The organism is Telluria sp. ZT3P39 (assembly GCF_059685935.1).
In genome coordinates, this window is the sequence record NZ_JCASIH010000003.1 from 1 (window position 1) to 14168 (window position 14168).

General features: G+C 67.5%; 12 protein-coding genes. 7 read left to right on the forward strand and 5 right to left on the reverse strand.

The window, feature by feature from the left end; translation table 11 throughout:
• Positions 1-208: 208 nt before the first annotated feature.
• Positions 209-2098, reverse strand: coding sequence for a sensor histidine kinase (locus tag AC56LR_RS04125; RefSeq protein ID WP_497127780.1), 1890 nt, complete (start codon positions 2096-2098; stop codon positions 209-211).
• A gap of 233 nt (positions 2099-2331) precedes the next feature.
• Between AC56LR_RS04125 and AC56LR_RS04130 the strand changes: the two genes are divergently transcribed.
• Genes AC56LR_RS04130 through AC56LR_RS04140 form a run of 3 tightly spaced genes read left to right on the forward strand, consistent with a single transcriptional unit; the run spans position 2332 to position 4888 of the window.
• Positions 2332-2730 (forward strand): GntR family transcriptional regulator, encoded by a 399-nt coding sequence (locus AC56LR_RS04130; protein ID WP_497127782.1) that lies wholly within the window; start codon positions 2332-2334, stop codon positions 2728-2730.
• On the forward strand, positions 2727-3476 hold the full coding sequence (locus AC56LR_RS04135) for an ABC transporter ATP-binding protein (protein WP_497127784.1): 750 nt from the start codon (positions 2727-2729) through the stop codon (positions 3474-3476). The genes AC56LR_RS04130 and AC56LR_RS04135 overlap by 4 nt, the downstream gene beginning before the upstream one ends.
• Positions 3477-3484: 8 nt before the next feature.
• Positions 3485-4888: a hypothetical protein gene (locus AC56LR_RS04140; protein WP_497127786.1), complete on the forward strand. Its 1404-nt coding sequence runs from the start codon at positions 3485-3487 to the stop codon at positions 4886-4888.
• A gap of 1 nt (position 4889) precedes the next feature.
• Here the strand turns inward: AC56LR_RS04140 and AC56LR_RS04145 are convergent, their stop codons facing one another.
• From AC56LR_RS04145 to AC56LR_RS04155, 3 genes are all read right to left on the reverse strand, one after another.
• Complete coding sequence (locus tag AC56LR_RS04145) at positions 4890-5780, reverse strand: bile acid:sodium symporter family protein (RefSeq protein ID WP_497127788.1); 891 nt, start codon at positions 5778-5780, stop codon at positions 4890-4892.
• 130 nt (positions 5781-5910) lie between these two features.
• Positions 5911-7656, reverse strand: coding sequence for a gamma-glutamyltransferase (gene ggt, locus AC56LR_RS04150; RefSeq protein WP_497127790.1), 1746 nt, complete (start codon positions 7654-7656; stop codon positions 5911-5913).
• A 24-nt stretch (positions 7657-7680) separates the two neighbouring features.
• Entirely contained in the window at positions 7681-8091 is a 411-nt protein-coding gene (locus AC56LR_RS04155; protein ID WP_497127792.1) for a hypothetical protein, read from the reverse strand.
• Between the two features lie 167 nt (positions 8092-8258).
• On the opposite strand from AC56LR_RS04155, the gene pstS reads away from it, so the two are divergent.
• From pstS to AC56LR_RS04175, 4 genes are all read left to right on the forward strand, one after another.
• Positions 8259-9287, forward strand: coding sequence for a phosphate ABC transporter substrate-binding protein PstS (gene pstS / locus AC56LR_RS04160; RefSeq protein WP_497127794.1), 1029 nt, complete (start codon positions 8259-8261; stop codon positions 9285-9287).
• A gap of 62 nt (positions 9288-9349) precedes the next feature.
• Positions 9350-9967 carry a winged helix-turn-helix transcriptional regulator gene (locus AC56LR_RS04165; RefSeq protein WP_497127796.1) on the forward strand — a complete coding sequence of 206 codons (618 nt, stop codon included), beginning with the start codon at positions 9350-9352 and terminating at the stop codon, positions 9965-9967.
• A gap of 83 nt (positions 9968-10050) precedes the next feature.
• The gene (locus AC56LR_RS04170) at positions 10051-12777 is read left to right on the forward strand and encodes a bifunctional diguanylate cyclase/phosphodiesterase (RefSeq protein WP_497127798.1); all 2727 of its coding nucleotides are present in this window, start codon (positions 10051-10053) and stop codon (positions 12775-12777) included.
• A 66-nt stretch (positions 12778-12843) separates the two neighbouring features.
• A complete protein-coding gene (locus tag AC56LR_RS04175; RefSeq protein WP_497127800.1) occupies positions 12844-13404 on the forward strand; it encodes a manganese efflux pump MntP in 561 nt (186 codons plus the stop codon).
• A gap of 51 nt (positions 13405-13455) precedes the next feature.
• Here the strand turns inward: AC56LR_RS04175 and AC56LR_RS04180 are convergent, their stop codons facing one another.
• Positions 13456-14160 (reverse strand): YoaK family protein, encoded by a 705-nt coding sequence (locus AC56LR_RS04180; RefSeq protein ID WP_497127802.1) that lies wholly within the window; start codon positions 14158-14160, stop codon positions 13456-13458.
• Positions 14161-14168 lie beyond the last annotated feature (8 nt).

A 14168-nucleotide genomic window follows, 5' to 3' on the forward strand; every position in this document is an offset into this window, starting at 1 on the left:
AGGCGGCGAAAAAAATGTCCGCTCAAAAGCGAGTTTGAAGTCCTGCGACACAAAAAACAGCGGACATTTCAACTTTGCCAGAATCGGACATTTTAACTTTGCCTTTACAGGGTGGGCGGGTTTCCCGCCCGCGCGTTCAAATCACGTTTGATATGACGCGCCGATATTCATACGCGGTTTGAACGCGCGGTCGGCATAGCCGACCACCCTACGCCAGCGGCAACCACACCGCAAACGTACTTCCTGTCCCCAGCCCCTCGCTGCGCGCCTGCACCTCGCCTCCATGCAGCGCCACCATGTTCCGCACCAGCGCCAGGCCAATTCCGAGTCCACCCTGCGACCGGTCCGGCGTGCGCTCGGCCTGGGTGAACAGATCGAACACGTGCGGCAGCAGGCCGCCGTCGATGCCGATGCCGTTGTCGGTCACGCCGATCTCCACGCCCGCATCGCGGCGCGCCACGTGCAGCACGATCATGCCGCCGCGCGGCGTGTATTTGGCGGCATTGTTGAGCAGGTTGGTGACGACCTGCACCAGCCGCGTCGCGTCGCCGTCGACGTGGGCGCCGGCGGCGTAGATCTCGACCGACAGCACGTGGGCGCGCGCCGCGATCAGGGGCCGCGACTGCTCGATCGCGCTCGACACCAGCGCATCGACGGCGACCCTGCTCTTGTCGAGCGTGATCAGGCCGCGCGTCACGCGCGAGACGTCGAGCAGGTCGTCCACCAGCGAGGTCATATGGCGCACCTGACGGCTGACCACCTCGCTCGAGCTGCGGATGTGGTCCGGGCTGGCGGCCATCTTCAGCAGTTCGGCCGCGGTGGCGATCGGCGCGAGCGGGTTGCGCAGTTCGTGCGCCAGCATGGCCAGGAACTCGTCCTTGCGCCGGTCCTGGTCGCGCAGCGAGGCATACAGATGCGCATTGTCGAATCCTGCCGCCGCGATCGCGGCCAGCTGCACCAGGATGGCTTCGTCCTGCTGATCGAAAGCGCCGCCGGCCTTGTCCGCCACCTGGAGCCTGCCGAACTGCCTGCCCTTGCGGTCGATCAGGGGCACGCTCAGGCCGCCGCTGCCGGCCGGCTGCGGCGGGCCGTCGTCGCCGTCCAGCGTCACCGCCGCCCGGCCCACCCCGAGGATGGCGCGTACTTCCTGTTCCAGGGCCGCGGCGATCTCGCGGCTGGAGAGCTTCGTCTGCAGGGTACGCGCGGCGCCGGCGACCTTGGCCAGCAGGGCGGACTGGCGCTGCTCGCGGTCCAGCCGCTGGGCCAGTCCTTCCTGGGCCATCACGCTGTCGTGGATGTCGCGGTTGGCGCCGATCCATTCGCGCACGGCGCCGTCCAGGCCGAGGATGGGCACGCCCTTGGCGGCCGTCCAGCGGTACATGCCGTCGGCGCGGCGCAGGCGGTAGGTGGCTTCGTAGACCGATTGCGTCGCCACGCACTGCGTCCACATTTCCTCGACGCGCGCGCGGTCGTCCGGGTGGATGGCGCCGAACCAGCCGTGCGCGGCCAGCTCTTCGTAGCTCTGGCCGGTGAAGGCGCGCCAGGTCGGCGAATCCTGGAGGATGGCCCCGTCCGCGGTATGCGTCCAGATGATCTGCGAGGTCGCCATCGCCAGCGACCGGAAGCGCTGCTCGCTCTCGCGCAGCACGGTTTCGGCGTTCACGCGGTCGGTAATATCCTCGTGCATCAAGAGCACTTCGACGATCCGGCCCTGGGCGTCCTTGATCGGGTGGGCGCGCGACGTCACCCAGCGCTTGCGCCCCGGCTGGCCGAGGGCGGCGGTGTCGTACAGCATGGCCGGCACCTCGACCGATTCGCCGGCCATGGCGCGCTCGAGATAGGGCGTGATGCCCGCGGCCTGCAGTTGCGGGTCGCGCAGGACGTTGTATTCGGTGCTGAGCACATGGCGGTAGAGCGGGCTGCCTTCGAAGATATGCCAGAGCGCTTCCCAGCCCTTGTTCACGCGCACCGTGTAGCCGGCCGGCGTCAGGAGCTGGAAGCTGGTGGGCGCCTGTTCGAACAGTTCCCTGAACCTGACTTCCGGGTTGGCGAGGAGTTCCGCGCTGGAACCGGTGACCGTGTCTGCGCTGGGCGGCATATCTTGTTCTTCTTCTGGATGGTGATGACGCAGGACGGCGTGACAGCCGGATTGTGGCGCTCGGAATAATGTCACAAATTCGTACCAGCCGGGATGGCCTTTTGTATCCTTGCAGCCGCCCCGTGCGGTCTTCCAGCCATGGTGCATAAGTTGCGTCCTTCCTTGCCTAAACCCGTTGACGATGCACGAAAGCAAGTGTAGTGTATTAATCACCTAATACACACATACGCCACATGCCCATCCATCCACCCCAGCTGTTTTCGATCACGCCCGGCTCGGCCGACCCGATCTATCGCCAGCTGATCGACCAGGTCCGCCGCCTCGTGGCCGCCGGCCAGATGGCGCCGGGCGACGCGCTGCCCTCGGTGCGCGAAGTCGCCCAGGCCCTGGCCGTGAACCCGATGACCGTCTCCAAGGCCTATGGCCTGCTTGAAGTCGAAGGGCTGGTCGAACGCCGCCGCGGCCTGGGCATGATGGTTGCCGACCGCCCGCGCGCCACGCTCGGCAGCGCCGAACGCGAAGCCCTGCTGCGCCCGACCCTGGAGCGCGCCGCGCGCGAAGCCCGCGAACTCGAACTCGATCCCGCTACCGTACTTGCCCTTTTCACCCACATCCTGAAGGAAGCACCGTGACTGCACCCGTTATCCAGATGACCGACGTGTCGAAACATTTTGGCAGCGCCATCGTCTTGAGTGGCCTCGACTGGGACATCCGGCAGGGCCAGGTGATCGGCCTGCTGGGCCGCAACGGCGCCGGCAAATCCACGCTGATGGAATGCCTGCTCGGCCTGCGCAAACTCGATGGCGGCAGCGTGCGCCTGTTCGGCGAGGACGTCGCGGCGCTGTCCGACGCCACCCGCGCCCGCATCGGCTACGTGCCGCAGAAATCCGGGCTGTTCGAGTGGATGACGCCCGTGCAGATGTTCGACTACTTCAAGGCCATGTACCCGCGCTGGAACACGGTCAAGGTCGACGCGCTGCTCGAGCGCTGGGGTTTCAACGCCCTCATGCTGGCCAAGCCGATCGGGCGCCTGTCGGGCGGCGAGCAGCAGCGCCTGTCGATCATCCGCGCGCTGGCGCACGACCCGGAACTGCTGGTGCTGGACGAGCCGGTGTCGGCGCTGGACCCGGCCGGCCGGCGCGCCTTCCTGGCCGAGCTGGTGGACGGGGTCATCGAGCGCGGCACCACGGTGGTGTTTTCGACCCACATCCTGACCGACCTCGAACGGGTGGCGCTGGACGTCGCCTTTTTGAAGGATGGCCGCATTGCGCTGCAAGGCCCGCTGGACGAGCTGCTGGAGGGCGCGCGCGGCGCGGTGGGCAGCCAGCGCGCCGAGCCGGTCAGCCTGGAAGATCTGTTCATCAAGGTGACGCAATGAACCCGCGGATGAATGACTATCGCGTGTTGTGGCACGCCGCGGTAACCAGTGCCAATCCGCGCCTGTCCGCGCTCGCCCGATGGGCCATACCTTTCCTGGTCACGACCATCGGCCTGCTGGTCTGGTACACCGAGGGGCCGCGCGCGGCCCTGGCCTGGGTGTGGTGTTCGGCCTGCGCCACGCTGCTGTTGACGTGGACCTGGCGTTTCCTGCCCGGGGCAATGAAGCTCAACTCCCCGGCCAACGCCAAGCTGGTACCGAACATGCGCCGGCGCCTGGTCGAACTGACTTGCCTCGTGTGGTTCGCAGCGATTGCCGGCCTGGTGATCGCGCCTTACCCCGAGACGGTCAGTCCCGGCCTCTGGATGCTGTGGGCGGTCGTGCTGACACTGGGCTGCGGGTTCGGCGTGGCGGGGCACAAGGCCGCCTCGACGCTGGTGTGCGCCGCGTGCTTCGGCTCGGCCCTCCTTGGCAAACTGCCGCAATCGATGCACGACATCCTGTCGACCGCGCCGGTCCTGGCCGTGTCGCTGTTGCTCTACGCCGGCCTGGCGGTCGTGGCGGCGCGCGCCATCTTCCCGGAGGCGGGAGAACGCCATTGGCGCATGATCGCCACGCGGGCCAGGATGGGCGGCGCCGACGGCAAGACCGACCCGATCGTCGAGAAGCTGGCCGGCGCCTATACCAGGGGCTGGTATGCCGCTGCGCTGCGGCGCGACAGCGCAGCGCGCGACCGCGGCCGGCTGCTGCAACACGCCCTCGGGCCGGCCCACCATCCGGGAGAACAATTGGTGGGAATCGCCCTGCTGTCGGGCATTCTGGTGATCGCCGGCGTGTTCATCACTTGGCGTACCGGCGCGGATGTGCTGGCAGGGATCGGATGGATTCTTGCATTGGCAACGCTGATCATCCCGATTGCCGCGATCCTGCGCATGAACGTGCTGGTGACTGCACGTCCGGGAGAACAGGCGCTGGTCAGGCTGGCGCCGGCGATGCCCGGGACAGCGCCATCGTTCAATCGCTGCATGGGCCTGGGACTGCTGCGGCAGGCCTTGCTGACCTGGGGGGCGGGCGCAGGCGCGGCCTTGCTGCTGGCCGCGCTGGGTGGCGCCGACGCGTCCATCCTGCTGCGCATGGCCTGCATCTGCTGCCTGATGCTGCCGCTGGTGGCGGCGCCGCTGCGCAATCATGCGGTGCGTGCGCCCCTGTCTGTCGTCATGCCGGTGCTGCTGCTGGCGGTATCGGTCGTCGCCAGCGTCGGTATCGGGTTCGCAGCCCGGTCGCTGGCCGGGCTGCCGGTCATGCCGGTAGCCGCTCTGGCCAGCATCGTCATCGCCGCCGGGGCCGTCACGCGCGGGCTGCGCACGATGGAAGGCTCGCCCTTTGCCTTTCCGGCGGGGCGGATGGACTAGGCTAGGCCGACGTCGGCGCCACGGCGCCGGCGTGCTGCTTCTTACCCAGCACGATCAAGCCGAAGGCGGTCGCAAACACATACATGCTGACCGAGTAGATCGCGGCCGGCAGCATCAGCTGGAAGTCGCCCAGCACCGACACCGCGACGAAGATCGCCAGCGTCGAATTATGGATGCCGATCTCGTAGCCGATCGCGATGGCGTTCGGCTTGTCCAGGCCCATCATGCGCGGCACGTAATAGCCCAGGCCCAGGCTGACGATGTTGAAGAGGATGACGGCCAGGCCGATCGAGGCGAACGAGGTAGTGAGCGCGGTCCATTCCTTGGCGATCGCGATCAGGGCCAGCGCGGCCAGCACCGCCATCGAGAAGCGCTTCATCGGCTTGTCCATGCGCGCGGCGAATCCGGGCGCGCGGCTTTTCACCAGCATGCCGATCGCCACCGGAATCAGGACGATGCCGATTACTTCGACCACCTTCCCGGTCTGCATCGGCACCACCTGGCCGCTTTTCGCGAAGGTGTCGATGGCGAAGTTGGCGATCAGGGGCAGGCTGACGATCGACAGCACCGTGTTGATCGCGGTGAGCGAGATGTTCATCGCCACGTTACCGCCGAACAGGTGGCTGAACAGGTTGGCCGAGACGCCGCCCGGCGAGGCCGCCAGCAGCATCAGACCGACCGCGTAGATCGGCGCGACGTCCAGCAAGACGATCAGCCCGTAGCAGATGGCCGGCAGCACCGCGGCCTGCAGCGCCAGCGCCAGGATGACGGCCTTCGGGTGGCCCAGCAGGCGGCGGAAGTCGCCCAGGGTGAGGGACAGGCCGAGGCCGAACATGATGAGCGCGAGCGCGCCGATCAAGAGGGTGGGCAAGAGGGTGATGAAATTGCTCATGCGTTGTCTCCGTTATTGTAGGTATGGGCGGTCGGACAGACGCGAGGCGCTGCTCGCCGCAGGCACAGTGTAGTGCAGCGGCTGGCGGAAAAACCGCCGGTAGGGGAGACAGTCGAAAAAAGCGGGCCGCTCAGTGCCCGCGCCGCTGCACCAGCGCCGTGCCCACGCCATGGCGCTTGCCTTCGCTGACGGCGGTGACCGTGCCGTCCGGATTGAACACCAGCGCATTGGCCGCGCCGATTTCTTCCACGGTGGCGTCCCAGCGGTGGCCGAATTTCTCCAACGCGCGGGCTTGTTCGCTGCCGGCGAAGCCCGGCTCGATCGAGGTGGCCTCGCAGTTGCACTCCGACAGGCGCGGGGCGCCCAGCGCCTGGTCCATCGGCATGCCGAGGTCGACGTGGTTGAAGATGGTCTGCAGCACCGTCGTGATGATGGTCGCGCCGCCCGGGCTGCCGATGGTGAAGGCCGGCTTGCCGTCCTTGAGCGCGATGGTGGGCGCCATGCTCGAGCGCGGGCGCTTGCCGGCTTCCGGCACGTTCGCGTGGGGGCCTGAAAAGTCGAAATCGGTCAGCTCGTTATTGAGCAGGAAGCCGTAGCCCGGCACCACGATGCCGCTGCCGCCCCAGGACTCGATGGTGAAGGTATAGGACACGATATTGCCGTCCTTGTCCGACACCGTCAGATGGGTGGTGTGCGCGTTCTCGCGCTGCATTTTTACTGATGAGGGGCGTAGCAGCACGCTCTGGTCGTTTTGATAGGCGTAGGGGTCGCCCGCCGCCACGCTGCGCGCGGCCTGTGCGCCGATCAGGGTGCGGCGCTGCGCCGCGTACTCTTTCGACAGGATGCCGGCAAGCGGCGCATCGATGTATTCGGGATCGGCCAGGTAGGCGTTGCGGTCGGCGAAGGCCAGGCGGCTCGCTTCCAGGTAGAGGTGCTCGGCCCGCGCGCGCGGCATGCCCTTGAAATCGAAGCCCTCGAGGATGTTGAGCGCCTCGGCGACGGTTGCGCCGCCGCTGCTCGGCAGCGGCATGCCATAAAGCTCGTAGCCGCGGTAGGTCGTGCGCAGCGGCTGGCGGATGCGCGCCTCGTAGTTGGCCAGATCGGCCAGCGTCATGCGCCCGGTCCGTGCCGTCTTGCCCGGCGCCAGCGGCGGCTTGTTGACGGCATCGACGATGGCGCGCGCCATCGGGCCCTCGTAGAAGGCGCGCACCCCGCCGGAGGCAATCTCGCGGTAGGCCCTGGCCATGCCCGGGTTGCGGATCAGGGCGCCTGGCTGCACCGCCTTGCCATTGCGCAGGTAGAGCGCGCTGGTCGGCGCGTAGAGCTGAAATTTTCTTTCATTTTCGGCCGTTAAATGACTGAATATTTCAGTCACCTGGAAGCCCCTGGTCGCGACCTCGATGGCCGGCGCCAGCACCTGCCTGAAGCGCATGCTGCCGTAGCGCTCCAGCGCCTCGTGCCAGCCGCGCACCGTGCCCGGCACGCCGACCGAAGCGCCGCTGGCGACCGCGTTGTCGAAGTCGACCGGCTTGCCGTTTTCCAGGAAGGTGGCCGGCGTGAAGCTGGCGGGAGCGGTTTCGCGGTGATCGATGGTGATCACGCGCTTGTCCCTGGCCAGGTAGATGAGCATGAAGCCGCCGCCGCCGATGCCGCAGCTGAACGGGTCGGTGACCCCAAGCGTGGCGGCCGCGGCCACCGCCGCATCGATGGCATTGCCGCCCTGGTTCAGGATGGTCATGGCCGACCTGGACGCTTGCTCGCTGATGGTGGCGACCGCGCCGCCCGTGCCGGTGGCCACCGGCGACTTCGCCAGCGCCGAAGGCGCCTGCAACACGATGGACAAAACCAGGGCGCAAGCGCCCGCAGTCGCCTTCATGGGGTCGGTCCCGAAAAAATGCGCTTACTGCGCGTACATGTTGAAGGTGACCGGGTACATCGCCGGCCCCGTCGCTGCTCCCGCCATGCCGCGCGGCGGCGGCGGCGTCAGGTGATCGAGCTCGATGCGCGAGCCGCGCAGCGCCGGCGACATATAGCCCGGCTGGCCCGGCACCAGGTAGAAGGCCTGCGCCACGCTGCCGATGCGCATCGTGAAGCGGTAACTGAGGCGGCCCGCCCAGATGCAGCGCGCATTGTCCGGGCAGCGGCTGTCTTCGGCGCCTTCGTAGGTAATGGAGAGGCGCTCGGCCAGCGGCAGGGTCTGGCGCTCGGTCATGGTGTAGCGCGCCTCGGGCAGGCGGTCGTGGGTGGTGGCGCAGCCGCCGAGCAGCGAAGCCAGGCCGGCGAGGGTGAGGACACGGAGCAGGGGGCGCATGCGGGTCATCCGGTTGTATTTTTGGAATGCCCATCATAGCAAAGCCGGGGGCGGCTGGCGCGCACAGTCGTGTTGATGGAGTCATAAACCGGTCACATTCGGGGGCTAGACTCTGCTTCGTGGTCCAACAGATACTCCCTCAAACCAGGAATAGGAATAACAAGCCCATGTTCAAGAAGATCCTTGCCGGTGCTGCTGCCGCGCTCATGATGTCGACCTCGTTCGCCGCTGACATGACCGGCGCCGGCGCGACCTTCCCGTACCCGATCTACGCCAAATGGGCCGAGTCGTACAAGGCCGCCACCGGCAACGGCCTGAACTATCAGTCGGTCGGCTCGGGCGCCGGCATCAAGCAGATCAAGGCCAGGACCGTGGACTTCGGCGCATCGGACATGCCGCTCAAGGCGGAAGACCTGGAAGCCGACGGCCTGATGCAGTTCCCGGCCATCATGGGCGGCGTGGTCACCGTGGTCAACGTCGAGGGCCTCACCCCCGGCCAGCTGAAACTCACCGGCCCGGTCATCGCCGATATCTACCTGGGCAAGATCACCAAGTGGAACGCGCAGCCGATCGCCGCGCTGAACCCGGGCGTGAAGCTGCCGGACCTGGATATCACCGTCGTGCACCGCGCCGACAGCTCGGGCACCTCCTTCCTGTTCACCGACTACCTCTCCAAGACCAGCCCTGACTGGAAGAGCAGCGTCGGCGCCGGCACCGCGGTGAAATGGGCCGTGGGCGTGGGCGGCAAGGGCAACGAAGGCGTCGCCGCCAACGTCCAGCGCATCAAGGGGTCGATCGGCTATGTCGAGTGGGCCTTCGCCAAGAAGAACAAGCTGTCGCACACCCAGCTCAAGAACAAGGACGGCGTCTTCCTGCAGCCTGACGACGACGCCTTCAAGGCCGCCGCCGCCGGCGCCGAATGGACCAAGACCCCGGGCTTCGGCGTGGTGCTGACCGATGCCGCCGGCAAGCAGAGCTGGCCGATCACGGGTGTTTCCTACATCCTGATGCACCGCACCCAGGCTGACGCCAACAAGGGCGCCGAAGTGCTGAAGTTCTTCGACTGGGCCTTCAAGAACGGCGCCCCGGCTGCCGCCGAACTGGACTACGTGCCGATGCCGGCATCGGTCGTCAAGCTGGTGCAGGCCAACTGGAAAGCCCAGCTCAAGGATGCATCGGGCAAGGCCGTCTACTGATCCGTTCGACCTGCCACGATCCGGCGGCCTGGCCGCCGGATGTTTTTTTGACTCATCATCCCATGGCCCAAACCATCGTTCTCGTGGCCGGCGACAAGCCGGCCATGGCCGAGCTGCTCAAGTACGCGCTGCACGAAGACGAGTGGACCTGGCACAGCGTCCCGACCCTGGCCCAGGCCTGGGAGTTCATCCGGCGCGAGCGCCCCGAGCTGCTGCTGCAGGAATCGATGCTGCGTCAGGAAGGCGGCATGCGCCTGCTGGCGCGCCTGCGCGGCGCGGGCAGCCTGCGCGAGCGTCCGGTCATCCTGCTCGCCGCCGGCGCCGGGCATGCCGAGCCATCGCCCGCCGCCTTCATTCCCCAGCATCCCGACGACGCGTTGGAAGAGCGCCTGCTGCGCTTCGGCCCCCTTGTGCTGGATCCGCTCAGCTGCAGCGTCCGGGTCGGCAGGCACCCGGTCGAGGTGCGCCACGCCGAATACCGGCTGCTGCGCTTCCTGCTCTGCCATCCGGGCCAGGTATTCTCGCGCGCCCAGCTCATCGAACAACTGTGGGATGCCCACGGCACGCTCGACCAGCGCACCGTCGACGTGCATGTGCTGCGGCTGCGCAAGGCGCTCGGGCGGGCCAAGACGGTGATCAAGACCGTGCGCGGGGCGGGCTATATGCTGGCGCCGAATTGAGCCGGGGCCCGCAAGGCCATGTCACCGGGCTGACATGATTGCCCGCTAAACTGTCGGCACATTGCCAAAATGAAATAGCCTGCATGAGCATCCACCCCGGCCACACCACCTCCCGCACCAACCGTTCCCTCGTCTTTATCTGGCCGGCCCTGGCCCTGCTGCTGTGCGCCGCCTTGTGGGTCGCCACGACCATGCGCGCGACCGCCGAGCATGAACGCGCCGGCGCCCAGGCGCGCAAGGATGCCGGCGCCTACGCCGAGGCCTACGAGCAGTACATCACGCGCTCGGTAGGGCAGATGGACCAGATCACCATGCAGCTCAAGTTCAGCTGGGAGAACGGGCGCGACAGCGTGCGCGACACCGGCCTGCTCGACGAGCTGCGGCGCAACGGCATGTTCACCGACAGCGCCTTCGGCACCGTCGCCGTGGTCGACCGCGGCGGCATCGTGCGCGCCTCGACCCGCCACGCGCTGATCGGCGACGACGTTTCCGGCAGCCCGTACTTCGTCCAGCACAGCAACCACATCTCGACCGCTCTGCGCATCGGCGCCGCACCGGCGCACCTCGGCGACGGCGGCGACCAGGTACTGTTCACACGCCGCCTCGACACTGGCGACGACGAATTCGACGGCATTGTGCTGATGGCGGTCGATGCGCGCTACTTCACTTCCTTCATCAGTCCCGCGACCCTGGGCGCGGACGGCGTGGTGGCACTGGCCGGACTGGATGCTCCGCTGCGAATCGAACAGCGCAGCAGCGGCGCGGCCTGGCTCGACGGCGCGAAAAAAGTGCTGCCTCCCGAGGGCGCCTTGTGGTCGGGCGAGCGCGGTGTGCGGCTGGTGGAAGGCGCGGGTGGCTTCGGCGACGGCCAGGCGCGCGTGCTGGGCTGGCGCCATTCGGCCGGCTATCCGCTGGTGGCGCTGGTGGCCCTGTCGCACCACGCGGTGCTCGACGCGGCCGGAAGCTATTGGCGCGAGAGCCGCGACCGTGCGATTGCCGCCACCGTCTGCCTGGTGCTGCTCGGCGCACTGGGTGCAGTGCTGGCGCGGCGCGCCGTGCTGCGAAAGTGCGAGCAGGACGAAGTGCAGCGCGCCTACCGCACCGCCACCGAAAGCGGCAAGGACGGCTTCTACATGGCCGCCGCCATGCGCGGGCGCGATGGCCGCATCGAAGACTTCCGCATCGTCGACTGCAACGAGCGCGGCGCTTTCTTCTATGGCATGACGCGCAGCGCGCTGGTGGGACGCTGCCTGTCCGAAATCGATGCGGAACTGTTCGGCGAAGAACTGATGGGGACCTACCGCAAGGCGATGGAAGCCGGTTTTTACGAGGATGACCGCCGTATGCCCAGCGATAACCGCCTGAACATCAGCTGGGGTCACCGGCGCCTGGTCCGGGTCGGCAACGGCCTGGCGGTGACGCTGCAGGACATCAGCGAGCGCAAGGAACATGAATCACAGCTCGAACGCATGGCCAACATCGACGGGCTGACCGGCCTGGCCACGCGCCACGCCTTCCTTTGCGCGATGCCGTCGTTGCTGGCCCAGGCCCAGGATGCGGGCGCCGGGCTGGCGCTGCTGTTCATCGACCTGGACGAATTCAAGCACGTGAACGACTCGCACGGCCACGCGGTGGGCGACGCGCTGCTCAAGTCGGCGGCCGGGCGCCTGCTGTCGCTGCTGCGCCCGAGCGACCGCGTGGCGCGCTTCGGCGGCGACGAATTCCTGGTGCTGCTGCACCCGGTGGACGGCGAGCGCCAGGCCGCGGCGGTGGCTGCGCGCATCAATGAAGCCTTCGGCGTGCCCTTCCTGGTCGGCGATGAGCTGCATGCGGTGGGCGCATCGATCGGCATCAGCATGTACCCGCGCGACGGGCTGGACGCCGAGACCCTGTTGCGCCATAGCGACATCGCCATGTACGCCGGGAAGAACGATGGCAAGGGCCAATACCGCTTCTTCGATCCGGCGCTGTCGACTACGCTCAGTTCGCGCGCGCGCATGAAACAGCACATGATCGAAGCGCTCGAGCGCGACCAGTTCATGCTGTTCTACCAGCCGCGCGTGGACGCCCGCAGCGGCGAGCTGCTGAGCATGGAGGCCTTGATCCGCTGGCAGCATCCGGACCTGGGCCTGATCTCGCCGGGAGAATTCATCCCGCTGGCCGAGATCACCGGCCTGATCGTGCGTATCGGCGAGGTGGTCATCGACAAGGCCTGCGCCCAGCTGGCCGCCTGGCGCGCGGCCGGCGTGGTGCTGGTGCCGGTGTCGATCAACGTCTCGCCCAAGCAGTTCCTGCGCGGCGGGGTCGAGCGCCAGATCAGCGCGGCCCTCGCCAGGCATTGCGTGCCGGCCAGCCTGATCGAAGTCGAGATCACCGAGTCGGCCATGATGGGCGACCACGACGACATCCTGGCCGAACTGGCGTCGCTGCGCGCGCTCGGCGTCAAACTGCACGTCGACGATTTCGGCACCGGATATTCGTCGTTGTCGCAACTGCAGCGCCTGAAGATGGACGTGCTCAAGGTCGACCGGGCCTTCACCATGGAGCTGGGCAATTCGAAAGAAGGCAAGGTATTCTTCCAGGCGATCGTCTCAATGGCCCACGCGCTGGGCATGTCGGTGGTGGCCGAGGGCGTCGAGACCGCGGAGCAGCTGGCGATCCTGCGGGGACTCGATTGCAACGAGGTGCAGGGCTTCTACATTGCGCGGCCGGTGCCGCCAGGAGAGATGATGGGGATGATGCAGAGGCGCTTCCTGCTGGCGCTTTCGCCCCAGCCGGTCCCGGTTGCACCGAGGGGAGTTTGCGCCTAGAATGCCTGCGCCCCTGGGCTTGCCTGGCGCCATGCGCAGGCGCCCCGGCCTGACCGGAATCCCCGCATGACCTATACCGCACTCCTGTTCCTCGCCCTTGCCATGTCGACCGACGCCTTTGCCGCGGCGATCGCCAAGGGCGCCGCTTTGCGCCGGCCCACCTTCCCGCAGGCGCTGCGCATCGGCCTGCTGTTCGGCTGTATCGAGACCATCACCCCGGTGATCGGCTGGGCGCTCGGCTCGCTCGCCGCCGACGCCATCCGCCAGTGGGACCACTGGATCGCCTTCGTCCTGCTGCTGGGCCTGGGCGGGCGCATGATCTGGCTGTCCTTCTGCGACGAGGAAGAAGAGGCGGCGGCGGCCTCGCAGAAGCTGCTGGTACTGGTGCTCACGGCCGTGGCGACCAGCATCGACGCGATGGCGGTCGGTGTCGGACTGGCCTTCGTCGACGTCTCGATCGTGCACGCGGCGCTGGCGATCGGCGTCTCCACCACGGTCATGGTCACGATCGGCGTGCTGCTGGGGCGTAAGCTCGGCGCCGTCGTCGGACGCAACGCCGAGCGGGTCGGCGGCGTGGTGCTGATCCTGGTGGGCACCACCATCCTGATCGAACACCTGTCGGCCTGACCTGGCGGCTGCCGGTCACGCCGTCGCTGATGGCCTCCAGGCGGTTCTTGTTCATGCCGCCGCCGGCTCGGGGAGCACCAGGTGCAGGCACAGGATCGCCACCGGCACCATCAAGGCCACGAAACCAACCGCGAGATAGGCAAAGGCCGCGGCCGCGCAGCCCAGGGCAAAGGCCAGCACCGGCCAGAAGAACTTGGCGCAGCGCGCACGGGTGGCCGCGTCGGCGGCGCCGCGCAGCCGGTCGACCGTGTCGATCACGAGCTGGGTGACGTTCCCGGTCATCATCGAGGTCGGCGCGAGATGGGTGAGCAGCAGCTTGCTGGCCGCGCTGTGCGCCCCCATCGCCGCCGCGCCCAGCAGGCCCGCCGTCATGGCCAGCGGACCGGCATGCTCGCCGACCGGCTCGGCCAGCATGCCGCAGGCCATGAAGCCCAGCAGCAGCACCAGCTGCAGCAGGTAGGACGGTTTCAGCGCAGGCTGGCCACGTGTTTCGCAGCGCGCCACCAGCAGCCTGCTTGCCGCCACGCCCAGGATGAAGGCTGGAAAGGCGAGCAGCTTGAGCAAGGAGGGCGTCTGCGCCGGCTCGGCCAGCGACACGGCGATCAGCACGAAGTTGCCGGTGACGTGGGCCGTGAACAGGCCGAACAGGGCGATGAAGCCAAGGGTGTCGACATAGGCGGCCAGGAAACCCATACCTATGCCCTGCAGGCGCTGGAATTGCGGCGCCGTGATCGAGGTGGTCGTCAAGCTGCTCATGTCGGTCT

Excerpts from the sequence above, each read along its gene's own strand:
- AC56LR_RS04125 (WP_497127780.1), bottom strand. The coding sequence starts at position 2,098 with ATGCCGCCCAGCGCAGACACGGTCACCGGTTCCAGCGCGGAACTCCTC.
- AC56LR_RS04130 (WP_497127782.1), top strand. The coding sequence starts at position 2,332 with ATGCCCATCCATCCACCCCAGCTGTTTTCGATCACGCCCGGCTCGGCC.
- AC56LR_RS04140 (WP_497127786.1), top strand. The coding sequence starts at position 3,485 with ATGAATGACTATCGCGTGTTGTGGCACGCCGCGGTAACCAGTGCCAAT.
- AC56LR_RS04145 (WP_497127788.1), bottom strand. The coding sequence starts at position 5,780 with ATGAGCAATTTCATCACCCTCTTGCCCACCCTCTTGATCGGCGCGCTC.
- ggt (WP_497127790.1), bottom strand. The coding sequence starts at position 7,656 with ATGAAGGCGACTGCGGGCGCTTGCGCCCTGGTTTTGTCCATCGTGTTG.
- AC56LR_RS04155 (WP_497127792.1), bottom strand. The coding sequence starts at position 8,091 with ATGCGCCCCCTGCTCCGTGTCCTCACCCTCGCCGGCCTGGCTTCGCTG.
- pstS (WP_497127794.1), top strand. The coding sequence starts at position 8,259 with ATGTTCAAGAAGATCCTTGCCGGTGCTGCTGCCGCGCTCATGATGTCG.
- AC56LR_RS04165 (WP_497127796.1), top strand. The coding sequence starts at position 9,350 with ATGGCCCAAACCATCGTTCTCGTGGCCGGCGACAAGCCGGCCATGGCC.
- AC56LR_RS04170 (WP_497127798.1), top strand. The coding sequence starts at position 10,051 with ATGAGCATCCACCCCGGCCACACCACCTCCCGCACCAACCGTTCCCTC.
- AC56LR_RS04175 (WP_497127800.1), top strand. The coding sequence starts at position 12,844 with ATGACCTATACCGCACTCCTGTTCCTCGCCCTTGCCATGTCGACCGAC.
- AC56LR_RS04180 (WP_497127802.1), bottom strand. The coding sequence starts at position 14,160 with ATGAGCAGCTTGACGACCACCTCGATCACGGCGCCGCAATTCCAGCGC.